The sequence below is a fragment of the Acidovorax sp. Leaf78 genome, assembly GCF_001422735.1.
Taxonomy (GTDB): Bacteria; Pseudomonadota; Gammaproteobacteria; order Burkholderiales; family Burkholderiaceae_C; genus Acidovorax.
Window position 1 is genome coordinate 60,183 of record NZ_LMLZ01000002.1, and the last position, 13,295, is coordinate 73,477.

Below are 13,295 nucleotides of genomic sequence, written 5' to 3' on the forward strand. Positions count from 1 at the left end.
TGCGACACCGGCTAGGGGGTTTCCGCAAGACCCCTGAGGAGTCGGTTGAAGTCCAATGGCGAAGTCTTTGTTTTTGCTATTGAGGAGCCCCGCCATGCAACGTCGCCAGATCATCCAATGGGGAGCCGCCGGCCTCGCCGCCCCCGCTTTCATGGCGCAGGCCCAGAGCTTTCCGAACAAGCCCATCAAGCTCGTGATCGCCTTCCCGGCGGGCGGCCCCACCGACATCACCATGCGTTCGCTGGCCGACAGCGCCGGCAAGATCCTGGGCCAGCCGGTCATCGTGGAGAACAAGCCCGGCGCCGGCGGCACGCTGCCCGCGCAGGCGCTGCAGGGCGCTGCGGCCGACGGCTACACCGTGGCGCAGATTCCGCTGGGCGTCTTTCGCCTGCCCTACACCACCAAGATCAACTGGGACCCGGTCAAGGACATCAGCTACGTGCTCAACGTCACCGGCTATGCGTTCGGGCTGGTGGTGCCGGCCGACTCGCCGCTCAAGACCTGGACGCACTTCGTGGCCTGGGCCAAGGCCAATCCCGGCAAGCTGAGCTACGGCTCCACCGGCACCATGACCAGCCCGCACCTGACGATGGAGCTGATCGCCCAGCAACTGGGGCTGGAGCTGCTACACGTGCCCTACAAGGGCAGTGCGGACCTGATGCAGTCCATCCTGGGCGGGCAGATCATGGCGGCGGCCGACTCCACCGGCTTTGCGCCGCAGGTCGAGGCCGGCAAGCTGCGCGTGCTCAACACCTGGGGCGCCGAGCGCCTGGCCAAGTTCCCGGACGCACCCACGCTCAAGGAGCTGGGGCTGAACCTGGTGCAGAACTCGCCCTTCGGCATCGGCGCGCCCAAGGGCACACCCGATGCGGTGGTCAAGCGCCTGCACGATGCCTTCAAGCAGGCGATGGAGCAGGACAGCTACAAGACCGCGCTGGCCCGCTACGACATGGTGCCGATGTACATGAGCACGTCGGCGTACAAGAAATTCGCGCAGGACACCTTCACGCGCGAGAAGGCGCTGGTGGAAAAACTGGGCCTGGCCAAGCCGAGTTGAAGTGAGCACCCCCTGAGCGGCTGCGCCGCTTCCCCCTCTCTCGCTGCGCTGCGCTGGCGGGAGGGGGACGCCCCCAGCGCACGGAAGTGAAGCGCCGCAAGCGGCTTGGCGGCCCTTGCGCGGGGGCACTGGCCCGGGACGCGCCAGTCACGACGTTTCGCTGGCAAACTTTTCTCACTGAAGGTCCGCCCTCACGCTATTCATCGGTACCGCGACATGGCCTCCGGAGGGGCGTATGGCGTTCCGTGTGATGATCCGTCCCAACATTGAACGGAATACCGCGAGCATTTATGGCATCCCCCTCCGACAACAGCATCAGCATGGCCCTGTTCTGCGACTTCGAAAACGTCGCCCTGGGCGTGCGCGATGCGCAGTATGAAAAGTTCGACATCAAGCCCATCCTGGAGCGCCTGCTGCTCAAGGGCTCCATCGTGGTCAAGAAGGCCTATTGCGACTGGGAGCGCTACAAGGGCTTCAAGGCCACCATGCACGAGGCGAATTTCGAGCTGATCGAAATCCCCCATGTGCGGCAGTCGGGCAAGAACTCGGCGGACATCCGCCTGGTGGTGGACGCGCTGGACCTGTGCTACACCAAGTCGCACGTGAACACCTTCGTGATCATCAGTGGCGACTCGGACTTCTCGCCGCTCGTGTCCAAGCTGCGCGAGAACAACAAGCAGGTGATCGGCGTGGGCGTGAAGCAGTCCACGTCGGACCTGCTCATCGCCAACTGCGATGAATTCATCTTCTACGACGACCTGGTGCGCGAGAACCAGCGCGCGATGGCCCGGCGCCAGAACCCCGGCTCGGCCCCCGCGCCGCGTCGCACGCCCGAGGAAGAGCGCCATCGCAAGGAAACCCAGGACGTGCGCCGCACCCAGGGCGTGGAGCTGGCGGTGGAGACCTTCGAGGCGCTGACCTCCGAGCGCGGCGACAGCGGCAAGATCTGGGCGTCGGTCCTCAAGGAAGCCATCAAGCGCCGCAAGCCCGATTTCAGCGAGAGCTATTACGGCTTTCGCACCTTTGGCAACCTGCTGGAGGAAGCGCAAGCACGCGGCCTGCTGGAGTTCGGCCGTGACGAGAAGTCCGGCGCGTATGTGTTCCGCTCGCTGGGCGGCGGAGTGGGCGCAGGCAGTGCCGATCCCTCGGGCCGCGCCGACGCACCGGCCGAGCGGCAGGGGGGCGCAGCGGGTCACGTCCGCCACGATTTCCATGCCGTGGCTTCGGTGCCGGACACCTCGGCAGGCCAGGGCGAAGGCGGCGGCGGCAATGGCCGCGGTGGCCGCTCGCGCGGGCGCCGGGGCGAAGGCGCTGGGCGCTCGTCGGCACCGCAGCACGCAGAGATGCGCCGCGATGGGCAGGCAGAGGACCATGGCGACCAGCAGCCCGACTTCGGCGTGGATGCTCACGATGGCCGTGATTCGCGTGACTCCCGCAATTCACGTGAGGCTCGAGATGCTCGTGACACGCGGGACACGCGCAATGCGCAGGATGACGATCAGCCGGAGCGTCCGACCCGCAGCTACTTCAGTCAGCCGGCGGCCGCACCAGCGCCTGCACCCGCTGCGGTCGACGCCCCGCCGCGTCGCGATGCCGTGTTGAATGATGACGACTACCAGTCCGGCGCTCCAGCTCAGCAGTGGGGTGCCGACGATGACCACCAGGCCTCAGCGCCCGCGATGGTCGAGGCACCCGATGAAGCAGCCGAAGAGTCCAGCGCCCCTGCACCCCGCAGCCGCCGCGCCGGATCGGCAGCGCGCAAGACCAGCGGGCGCAAGGCAGCAACGGGCGACTCGGAGGCACCGGCGGCCGCATCGCAACCCGCGCCAGCGCCCAAGCCACGAACAGCATCGGCCAAACCCAAGGCCGCCGCGGCTGCTGCAACAGCAGCAACTCCAGAGGCCGCTGCAAAGACCCCAGCGCCCCGCGCCCGCAAGCCGCGCAGCACAGGCAAAACCACCAAGCCCGCTGAGTGAACGGTGCCAGCCGCCGGCCGGGCTGAACGCCTGCCGCACGGCTGACACGCGCCGCCAGCCAATGCAACCCTGGCCTTATGCGGCGGCTGCCTGTACGGCGGACGCGCCCGCCTGCGCGGCGAGCCGCTGGCGCACCGTGTCGTAGCGGGGCGGCACGCAGCCCACCTGCTCCACGCAATGGCTGGCACTGGCGAGCGCATGCCACAGCACGGCGTGCAGCCGCTCGGTAGCCAGCGGGGCCACCAGGCCCCCGGGGCGCTCGCACAGGGCCTCCTGCCCCCGCTCCGGCCCCGCCAGCAGCGCGGTGATGAGACCGGCCAGAAAACAATCTCCCGCCCCCACGGTGTCGGCCACGGCCAAGGGCGCGTGCTCTTGCGCATGCACGGCCTGGCCGTCGCGCTGCAGCAGCCACGCGCCGCCGGGCCCCAGCGTCAGGGCCAGCCACTGGGCGCGGGTGTGGTCCAGCAGGTGCCGGGCGCGCTGCAGTGCGGTGCCGCCCGGCACGGCCAGTGCCTCCAGGTCGTCGTCGCTCACCTTGATGAGGTGGGCGTGCTGCAGCGCGGCCATCACGTTGGCCCGGTAGGCGGGCACGTCGTCTACCGCTGACAGGCGCAGGTTGGCATCGACCACCACCATGCGCCCGGCGGCACGCTGGGCTGCAAGCCACGGCAGGTAGATGCCTGCGTCCTGCGCCACCAGCGCGAGGCAGCCGGTGGCCACCACCTGCAGGCCGGGCAGGGCGGTGCAGGCGGCGATCAGCGCGTCGCCCGTGGCCTGGCGGTCGGCCACGCCATCGCGATAGAAGCTGTAGCTGGCCTTGCCCTCGGCATCCAGCGCGGCCACCGCCAGCGCGCTGGGCGCGCGCACGGGCACGGGCGATGCCAGGGCCACGCCGGCGTCGTGCAGGCCCTGCAAAAGCTGTCGGCCCAGCAGGTCGGCCGACAGCGGGTTCAGGTAAATCGTGCCCACGCCCTGCAGGCCCAGCGCACGGGTGAGGTTGTAGACGGCCCCGCCCGCGCAGGGCCGCAGGCGTCCGTCAGCCTCCTGGATCAGGTCGAACAGGGCTTCTCCGGCGGTGGCCACCCGCAGGGCTGGTGCTGCGTCGGTGGGCGTGGAGGCCGTTGGTTCTAGGGGAGCGCGCGACCCTGGGAGCGGTGTGAGGGTGGCGGTGTCAGGTGCTGATCGGCTAGGGAAAACCATAACTAAATCCACTTGATTTATTAAATTGCAACGCACTATAGTTCGATCCCATCCACCCGACAAGAGTGGTGTTCCCGAGGTGCCGCACCGTGTGGCGCCCGGGGTTTCAGCCATCCGTTCCAAGGAGACAACCGTGATCCAACGCGCCCCTGCTTTCGTGCTGTCCGCCATTGCCTTGTCTGGCGCCCTGGCCTGTAGCCTGGCCCAGGCTGCCGAGCCCGTGATCGGCCTGATCACCAAGACCGAGACCAACCCCTTCTTCGTGAAGATGAAGGAAGGCGCCACGGCCGAAGCCAAGAAGCTCGGCGCCAAGGTGGTGTCGGCCGCGGGCAAGACCGACGGCGACAACGCCGGCCAGGTCACGGCCATGGAGAACCTTATCGCCGCGGGCGCCACCACCATCCTGATCACGCCCAGCGACGCCAAGGCCATCGTGCCAGCCATCAAGAAGGCCCAGGCCAAGGGCGTGATGGTGATCGCGCTCGACAGCCCCACCGAGCCGGCCGACGCCACCGATGCGCTGTTCGCCACCGACAACTACAAGGCCGGCGAGCTGATCGGCCAGTACGCCAAGGCGGCGCTGGCCGGCAAGAAACCCGTCATCGCCATGTTGGACCTGCACCCCGGCCACCCCGTGGGTGCCCAGCGCCACAACGGCTTCCTCAAGGGATTCGGCCTGCAGGCCAACGATGCCAAGAGCAACGAGCTGTCGCGCCCCGCCGAGGTGGTGTGCATGGCCGACAGCTTCGGCGACCGCGCCAAGGGCCAGACCGGCATGGAAAACTGCCTGCAGAAGAACCCCGACATCAACCTCGTCTACACCATCAACGAGCCTGCTGCCGCCGGTGCCTACAACGCGCTGAAGGCCGCCGGTAAGGACAAGGGCACGATCATCGTGTCGGTGGACGGCGGCTGCGCCGGCGTGGCCGACGTGGGCAAGGGCGCCATCGCCGCCACCAGCCAGCAGTACCCGCTGCGCATGGCCGCGCTGGGCGTGGCGGCCGGTGTGGAGCACGCCAAGACCGGCAAGAAGGTCAGCGGCTACACCGACACCGGCGTAACGCTGATCGCCGCCAAGGCCGTGCCCGGCGTGGACAGCAAGGACGTGAAGACCGGCACGGACCTGTGCTGGGGCGCGAAGTAAACAAGTCGCTGGCGGCTCCGCTGCCGGCTGACACCCTGGCGCCGGGCCCACTGCCCGGCGCGTAGACGAACGACCCCCGAATGCCATGAACACCACCGCCTCCAAGCTCCCCCCGCTGGCCACGCTCGGGCCCTTCATCGCGCTGCTGCTGGCCTGCGGCTTCTTCGCGCTGCAGAGCGACCGCTTCCTGTCAAGCCAGAACTTTGCGCTCATCCTGCAGCAGGTGATGGTCGTGGGCGTCATCGCCATCGGGCAGACGCTGGTCATCCTGACCGCGGGCATCGACCTGTCGTGCGGCATGGTCATGGCGCTGGGCGGCATCGTGATGACCAAGGTGGCGTCGGACTATGGCCTGTCGGCCCCCGTGGCGATCGCCTGCGGCATGGCGGTGACCACGCTGTTCGGCATGGTCAACGGCCTCTTGGTCACCAAGGTCAAGCTGCCGCCGTTCATCGTGACGCTGGGTACGCTCAATATCGCGTTCGCCGCCACGCAGCTGTACTCGGGCGCGCAGACCATCACCGACATTCCGGGTGGCATGACCATGCTGGGCAACACCTTCCAGGTCGGCGGAACGGCCGTGGTGTGGGGCGCGCTGCTGATGCTGGCGCTGTACGTGGCGATGTGGTTCTTCCTGCGCGAGACCGCGCCGGGCCGCCACATCTACGCCGTGGGCAACAACCCCGAGGCCACGCGCCTCACCGGCATACCGACGGACCGCGTGCTGCTCTTCGTCTACATGCTGGCCGGCGTGTTCTACGGCATCGCCGCGCTGCTGTCGGTGGCGCGCACCGGTGCGGGCGACCCCAATGCGGGGCAGACCGAGAACCTCGACGCCATCAGCGCCGTGGTGCTGGGCGGCACCAGCCTGTTCGGCGGGCGCGGGGTGATCCTGGGCACGCTTGTGGGTGCGCTCATCGTGGGCGTGTTCCGCAACGGGCTCACGCTGATGGGCGTGTCGTCCGTCTACCAGATACTGGTCACCGGCATCCTCGTGATCCTGGCCGTGGCCACCGACCAACTCTCGCGCAAAGGAGTGCGTTGATGATGAACGCCGCTCAACAATCTTCTCCATCCGCGGCACCGCTGGTGATGCAGGCCAAGGGCCTGGTCAAGCGCTACGGCCAGGTCGTGGCGCTCGATGGTGCCGACTTCGAGCTGCGCGCCGGCGAGATCATGGCCGTGATCGGCGACAACGGCGCGGGCAAATCCAGCCTGATCAAGGCGCTGTCGGGCGCCACCGTGCCGGACGAGGGCACCGTGCTGCTCGACGGCGTACCCGTACAGTTCAAGAGCCCCATCGATGCGCGCCGCGCGGGCATCGAAACCGTGTACCAGGACCTTGCCGTGGCCCCGGCCATGACGATTGCCGAGAACCTGTTCCTGGGCCGCGAACTGCTGCGCCCCGGCATGGCCGGCCGTGTGCTGCGCATGCTGGACAAGAAGCGCATGCTCGAAGAAAGCGTGGCGCGCATGAACGAGTTGAAGGTCGGCATCCGGTCCATGACGCAGGCGGTGGAGACGCTGTCGGGCGGGCAGCGCCAGTGCGTGGCCGTGGCGCGCGCCGCGGCCTTTGCGCGGCACGTGGTCATCATGGACGAGCCCACCGCCGCGCTGGGCGTGAAGGAGGGCAACATGGTGCTGGAGCTGATCCGCCGCGTGCGCGACAAGGGCCTGCCCGTGATCCTGATCAGCCACAACATGCCCCACGTGTTCGAGATCGCCGACCGCATCCACATCGCCCGGCTGGGCAAGCGTGCTGCCGTCGTCAACCCCCAAAAGATCAGCATGAGCGACACCGTGGCCGTGATGACCGGCGCCATGGCGGCGTCGGAGCTGCCTGCCGAATGCCTGGCCTGAACGGGCCGCGAATCTACCCATGCTCAAGAACATCGACCCCCTGCTGACCCCCGACCTGCTCAAGGTGCTGGCCGAGATGGGCCATGACGACGCCATCGTGCTGGCCGACGCCAACTTCACCGCCATGAGCCTTGGGGCTGGCAAGCCCGTGCTGCGCCTGCCCGGCATCGGCATGGCCCGCGCCGTGCAGGCCGTGGCCAGCGTGCTGCCGCTGGCGCAGGACGTGCCCCACCCCGTGGCCTACATGCAGGTGGGCGGCACCGAGGCGCCGTACCGCTCGGCCCTGCAGCGCGACACCCTGCAGGTGCTGGCCCGCGAAGGCGTGGCCAGCGAGCAGGCCGAAGGCGTGGAGCGCTTCGCGTTCTACGAACGCGCCCGGCGCGCGTACGCCATCGTGGTGACTGGCGAGCTGCAGCCCTGGGGAAACTTTCTGCTGCGCAAGGGCGTCATCGGCGACACTTTGCAGCCCTGATCCCGCACATTTTTCTGCCACCACCACCGTGATCCCTCTCGACTCCGCAGACCTGCCTGACGCCATTGCAGACGCACCTGAGCCCGCAGCCGCCGGGCCGGTGCGGCTGCGCCAGCGGGGCTCCAACCACGTGGGGCTGCGCCAGTTCAACGAGCGGGTGGTGCTGCAGGCCCTGCGCACGCACGGCAGCCTGGCCAAGGCCGAGATGGCGCGTGTCACCGGGCTCACCGCGCAGACCATCGGCCTCATCACCGCGCGGCTGGACGAAGACCAGCTGCTGCGCCGCGAAGCCCCGGTGCGCGGCCGCGTGGGCCAGCCCTCGGTCCCCATCGGCCTGAACCCGGACGGCGCGTTTGCCATCGGCATCAAGATCGGCCGGCGCAGCGCCGACTGGCTGCTGGTCGACTTCACCGGCCACGTGCGCGAGCGCGTGGTGCTGGACTATGCGTTCCCCGACATCGATGTGCTGCTGCCCGCCATCCGCCGTCACCTGAACCAGCTGCTCGACGGCCTGGGCCCGCTGCGCTCGCGCGTGGTGGGGGTGGGCGTGGCAGCCCCGTTCCAGCTGGGCGGCTGGCACCGCATGCTGGGGCTGACCGAGGCGCAATCGGAAGCGTGGAACAACATCGACCTGGCCGAGCAGGTGCAGCAGATGACCGAGCTGCCCGTGAGCTTTGCCAAGGACACCTCGGCCGCCTGCGTGGCCGAGCTGCTGCAGGGCCGCGGGCGCGACATCCCGAGCTTTCTGTACCTGTTCATGGACACGTTCATCGGTGGTGGCTTGGTCATCAACTCGCACCTGCACCGCGGCCTGCACGGCAACGCAGGCGCGGTGGCCTCGCTGCCTCTGACCCCAGCGCAGCCGGGCCAGGCACCCGCGCAGCTCATCAGCCAGGCATCGCTGTGGGAGCTGGAGCAGCGCTTTCGCGCCCACGGCCTGGACCCCATGGCCGCCTACGACAAGCGCGTGCTGCAGGCCCCCTGGCTGGCCCACAGCCGCGCGTGGATCGACAGTGCGGCCACGGCGCTGGCGCACTGCATCGTGTCGGCCACCGCCTTCCTCGACCCGGACGCCGTGGTGCTGGACGGCGCCTGCGCGCCCGAGCTGCTGCAGGCGCTGTGCGAAGGCGCGCGCCGTTCGCTGGCCGACTACAACTGGGAAGGCCTGCACCAGCCGCCACGGCTGGAGCTGGGCAGCATCGGCTCGGATGCGCGCGCGCTGGGCGGTGCGCTGCTGCCGCTGCACGCTTGCTTTGCGCCGGACCACGAGATTTTTTTGAAGGCTTGACGCTCTGCGTTCTGTGCTGCGTGCTCTGCGGTGTGTGGTGTACAGCGTGGGTTTGCTATGAATTAAATAGCTACTTGCGATTGCCTATCAAGCGGTAGAGGCCATTTTTATTCAGTAAAACCTTGGGTGGACGGTCTGAGGGATTTGGTGGGCTGGAGGTTTTGCCCGCCGACATCCCTTGAACGCCCCGCCAGAGGCTTCACCTCCAAGCCCGTTGTTTTACCGGCCCGCCAGAATGGCCCGCGCCACTTCAGCAAACCCCGCGCCCCGTTCACCCTCGGTCACGTACCGCGGCAAGTGCTGCAACTGCGGCACGAACCGCGCAATGTTGGCCACCCCTACGCTGTGCGGGAAGTGCTGGAACATGAGCTGGTCGTTGGTGGAGTCGCCCACGTACACCCAGCGGTCGATCTCGGCATCCAGGTCACGCCCGAACAGCTCGCGCACGATCCACCGCGCGCCTTCGAGCTTGTTGTGCGTGCCGTACCAACCGTTGATGTGGATGCTGCTCACGGTGGCGTTCATGCCCGCCGCCTGCATCAGCGCAACGCATTGATCAATGTGCGCCTGCGGCATCTGCGTGAACTCGCTGTGGTCGATGGCGATGTCGCACTCGCGGCCCGCGGAGTCGGTGGCGCGGCGCGCGCCGGGGACTTCGTGCTCGATCTGGGCCAGCACCTGTTGCATGCGGGCGAAGTTGGCGGTGCGGGTGGTTGCGTCCTGCTGGTAGAGCTTGTTCAGCGAACCATCGGGTTGCCGGACCAGCGCGACCGCGCCGTTCTCGGCCACGATGGCGTCCACGGGCCAAGACAGTGCGAAAGGTTCGCTCCAGCCGACGGGGCGGCCGGTGATGGGGATGATGGGTAACCCTGCTGACTTCAAACTCTTGAGCGCCCGGACAGCATCCGTCGTGACGGCGCCATCCGTCGTGAGGGTGTCGTCGATATCCGTGAGAAGTCCGACTATTTTCGAAAGGTCGGGCGTACGCTGAAGGTTAATCAATTGCATTGCGGTGGAAGGCTGGTGGGTTAGTATCGGAAGCTCAGCCTTGATTCAGGTTGATGAGTGTAATGAGAAAGAAAAACGCCCGTGTCTTTGACTGAAATTGTATGAAATCCTGGAATGCCTCTACCGCCCCGGCTGCGTCCTGGCGAAGAATAATGACTTGGACTTGGTTGCTGTTGGTAAGCGCCGTTGCGGTCCGCGGCCTGTACAAGGTCTATGTCAGATCAGTTGGAATGGTGAATGGCGACGCAGAATGGATTTATCTGCCAGGCGGAAGAAAACTTCTGGGAGATCCATTGGAATTTATAGCTACAGATATATTGAGCTATAGCGTGGCACCGCTAGGCTATGTGTGGAGTGCTGTCTGGGGTGTGAATGAGTTGGCTATCAAGCTCGCGAATTGCGGGCTTTTCATCATTTGCATATTCCTGGTGTGGCGTATCGCGCTACGGTTGGGCGGTGCCGTAGCTGCCGTTTCGGCCACTGCCATATGGGTGACAACCCATACGCTGCTCCATGCAATACCTCAGGTATTGACAGAGGCCATGTACATGTTCGGGTTTTTGCTGTTCGTCTTTGGGCTGGTGGAGGCAATTGTGTCAGGCAATCCGAGGATCCGCTGGTTTGCGGCAACCTCGCTGGGTTTGACCATCACCCTGCTATCGCGACCAGTGCTGCAATATGTCGTGCTGGGAGTACTCGCTTTGATGGCTGCAGCATACGCCGCTTGGCGGATCGGCGCCCTTAAAGACACTGCACCTCATGTCAAGGTGATATTTCGCCGTGCAACGTATGCCTTGTTGTTGGCGTTGGTGCTTCCCCTGCTGGTGATTGCCAAAAATGGCATCTATTTCGGCAGTTGGAGCATTGGCACAGGCGCGGGAGCGGGGCTGTATTATGGCGTACACCCCTTGCACATGGGGGAGGAACCGTACTACACCAATTTTCAGTACGATGTCGGGCACACTGCCTCAACCATCAACCCCGCCACGCGGGGAAATCTTGAAATTGAGGCTGATCGCTGGCAAAAACAAATCGCGGTCCACATGATTACGCAGACCAGTTTTCTGGATAATTTGCGGTTTTTTGCCAGCAAGGCGCGCGCATGGCTTCTGTACAGTCCAGTCGAAAATCACTTTGATCCCGAATGGCGCGAAAAACGGCAGTTGCAAGTGATTTTGCTTTGCGCAGGCATTGGGTTGCTGTGCCAGACGGCGCTGTTCCGAGGGCGTCGGGCGGTTGTGGAAATTTTTGAACAGCTGATACCAGCTCCCCATGCAAGGAGTGGATCCTGTCCCGTAGCGTGGACCCCATCGGACCAAGCCAAGGGGATGATTTTTTGTTGCGTCGCCTTGGTATTATTGACGGGTGGAATGATTGCCCAGTTTCTTCCGATACTCTATAACGCGCGTTACAACGGTGCGTTTCTGGATCCATTATTCGTCATTCTTGGGTCCGTAGCATTGGCCATGCTGACCCGGCACGTTCGCCTATTGTTCGCAGGTAATGAAGCAGGACAAGGCAACCTGCGCAACCTGCGCAAGTGGCCCAGGGCGGCCGGACAGATCGCCTTCCTCGTGCTGCTTCTTTTTGTCCACAGGGCTGCTGGCGACTGGGCGTTGCGCCATGAACGGCTCTCCCTCGACCCCCACCGGCTGGGCCCCGCTGCCGTCGTATTGAACGGTGACGCATTTGGCCCGGCACGGGTGTCCGGCATGGAGGCCAGGGGTGACAACCGATGGGTCACACGCGACTATCTGTCCGAATTGGCTATACAGGTGAACATTCCTCGGGGCTTGAGCCTGTCGAGAGAGAGCGTGTATGAGGCCATCTGGCGCGTCAGGCTGCAAATGCGGGGGGACATCCCGAGCGCCTGCCGCGATGTGGCGGTCAGCTATTCTCAGCCGGACAGTCCGACATCCACTTTGCCTCCTCGGGTTTTTCTTTCACGCGATGGCGAAATGCACAGCTATGCCTTGAGCGCAGGGCAGAGCATGCGCCCGCGAGAGAGCGGAGAATTGATATTCAAATTCACCTGCCCTGCGGGAATAGAGATCCATTGGGGTGGCGCAGAACTGCTGCGTTCGACGTTGGCTGAGGCAAGCCGAGAACTTGTCCTCCATGGAAGCGCATTCAGCCCCTATCAGCCTCACGAGCCTCGATTGCCCGACAAGAAGCAACCGTAGCACGCGTGAGCGGTTGGTTGCCGGAACCGGCCGCTTTCCCGACACCACGGGTTCATGGGGGAAAGGGGCACGGCATTGAGCCCCTCATCGACGAGGCCGCCAACTTGCCAGCATTGGGTGCCTGCCGACGGTCAGGATTCAAGAATTTCTTCGTCGAGATTCTGGCTGAGCGGCTCCGTGGGCAAATTGCCAACGTCGTAATGCATGAATGCCACCAAAAACTGGATTCCTGCCAGAAGGGGCAGTGCGGCCAGCATCACGGTTCCGCTGGTCGCGGGTTGATGATTCTGGCTGCTCATGATCCAGTGTGATACTCCGAAAATCGACCCGAAGACAAACAAGAGTATGCCGGTGAGGCTATACAAGGTGCCTACATTGAAGTCGCGAACGATGTAGTTGTACACATAGCGTCTCCATAGCCGCGACAGGTGTTTGCGCAGGAATTCTGGGAGTATCTTGCCGATTTTCAGGTTGGATTCCTCGTCTGCATAGACAGAATCCATGGGAATATCCTTGACCACGGCACGTATGGTGTTGAGCCTGAACAGCATGTCAGTCTCGAAAAAATAGCGTTGCTCGAGTTTTTCGAGTGGCAGTTCTTTCAGGACTTGGGTGCGGATTGCCGTATAGCCGTTGGTCGGATCCATGACGTTCCAATAGCCGCAGCTTAACTTTGTCAGGAAAGACAGCGCACCATTGCCGAACAGGCGCATCGGAGGCATGCCCTGCACCGACTCAGGCCGGTAAAAGCGATTTCCTTTGGTGTAGTCAGCCCGTTTTTGCAGAAGAGGGCGGACGAACTTGGGGAGGAGTGTCGGATTCATCTGGCCATCCCCGTCGATCTTGACAACGATGTCCATACCATCCGCTATGGCCGCCTGATAGGCCGTCACGATCGCGCCACCCACACCACGATTTTGCGGGTTGTAAAGCACTCGGACCCGCGGGTCCCTGTTGTTCTGTTCGATGAACCGGCCGCTGCCTTCGGGACAGGCATCGTCCACGGCATAGATGACTTCGACTTCCGAACCGATGGCCTCGATGACTCCGAGGACATGCTGCAATACCTTGTAGCAGGGAATGGCGACCGCAATGCGCATTTTTGTT

At 64.9% G+C, this 13,295-nt stretch carries 11 protein-coding genes; 8 read left to right on the forward strand and 3 right to left on the reverse strand.

Annotation, left to right across the window (positions count from 1 at the left end; genetic code table 11):
* The first annotated feature begins 94 nt into the window (after window positions 1-94).
* The gene (locus ASF16_RS03430) at window positions 95-1,057 is read left to right on the forward strand and encodes a tripartite tricarboxylate transporter substrate binding protein (RefSeq protein WP_056162784.1); all 963 of its coding nucleotides are present in this window, start codon (window positions 95-97) and stop codon (window positions 1,055-1,057) included.
* A gap of 290 nt (window positions 1,058-1,347) precedes the next feature.
* Window positions 1,348-3,033, forward strand: a complete 1,686-nt coding sequence (locus ASF16_RS03435; RefSeq protein WP_056162787.1) for an NYN domain-containing protein — start codon at window positions 1,348-1,350, stop codon at window positions 3,031-3,033.
* Window positions 3,034-3,108: 75 nt separating this feature from the next.
* Here ASF16_RS03435 and ASF16_RS03440 read toward each other — a convergent pair whose 3' ends face one another.
* Window positions 3,109-4,116 (reverse strand): PfkB family carbohydrate kinase, encoded by a 1,008-nt coding sequence (locus ASF16_RS03440; protein ID WP_369817105.1) that lies wholly within the window; start codon window positions 4,114-4,116, stop codon window positions 3,109-3,111.
* A 253-nt stretch (window positions 4,117-4,369) separates the two neighbouring features.
* Here ASF16_RS03440 and ASF16_RS03445 point away from each other — a divergent pair, with 253 nt between their 5' ends.
* The 5 genes from ASF16_RS03445 (at window position 4,370) to ASF16_RS03465 (ending at window position 8,997) form a co-directional block, all read left to right on the forward strand.
* Window positions 4,370-5,377 (forward strand): sugar ABC transporter substrate-binding protein, encoded by a 1,008-nt coding sequence (locus tag ASF16_RS03445; RefSeq protein WP_056163013.1) that lies wholly within the window; start codon window positions 4,370-4,372, stop codon window positions 5,375-5,377.
* Between the two features lie 85 nt (window positions 5,378-5,462).
* The gene (locus ASF16_RS03450; RefSeq protein WP_056162790.1) at window positions 5,463-6,422 is read left to right on the forward strand and encodes an ABC transporter permease; all 960 of its coding nucleotides are present in this window, start codon (window positions 5,463-5,465) and stop codon (window positions 6,420-6,422) included.
* Window positions 6,423-6,424: 2 nt separating this feature from the next.
* A complete protein-coding gene (locus ASF16_RS03455; RefSeq protein ID WP_156371928.1) occupies window positions 6,425-7,237 on the forward strand; it encodes an ATP-binding cassette domain-containing protein in 813 nt (270 codons plus the stop codon).
* A 19-nt stretch (window positions 7,238-7,256) separates the two neighbouring features.
* A complete protein-coding gene (locus ASF16_RS03460; RefSeq protein ID WP_056162796.1) occupies window positions 7,257-7,709 on the forward strand; it encodes an RbsD/FucU family protein in 453 nt (150 codons plus the stop codon).
* A 52-nt stretch (window positions 7,710-7,761) separates the two neighbouring features.
* Window positions 7,762-8,997: an ROK family transcriptional regulator gene (locus ASF16_RS03465; protein WP_056163016.1), complete on the forward strand. Its 1,236-nt coding sequence runs from the start codon at window positions 7,762-7,764 to the stop codon at window positions 8,995-8,997.
* A 219-nt stretch (window positions 8,998-9,216) separates the two neighbouring features.
* Here ASF16_RS03465 and ASF16_RS03470 read toward each other — a convergent pair whose 3' ends face one another.
* Window positions 9,217-10,005, reverse strand: coding sequence for an HAD-IIB family hydrolase (locus tag ASF16_RS03470; protein ID WP_056162799.1), 789 nt, complete (start codon window positions 10,003-10,005; stop codon window positions 9,217-9,219).
* Between the two features lie 152 nt (window positions 10,006-10,157).
* Here ASF16_RS03470 and ASF16_RS03475 point away from each other — a divergent pair, with 152 nt between their 5' ends.
* Window positions 10,158-12,188, forward strand: a complete 2,031-nt coding sequence (locus tag ASF16_RS03475; protein ID WP_162241048.1) for a glycosyltransferase family 39 protein — start codon at window positions 10,158-10,160, stop codon at window positions 12,186-12,188.
* Between the two features lie 131 nt (window positions 12,189-12,319).
* On the opposite strand, the gene ASF16_RS03480 is transcribed toward ASF16_RS03475, so the two are convergent.
* Window positions 12,320-13,288: a glycosyltransferase gene (locus ASF16_RS03480; RefSeq protein ID WP_056162804.1), complete on the reverse strand. Its 969-nt coding sequence runs from the start codon at window positions 13,286-13,288 to the stop codon at window positions 12,320-12,322.
* Between the last annotated feature and the right edge of the window lie 7 nt (window positions 13,289-13,295).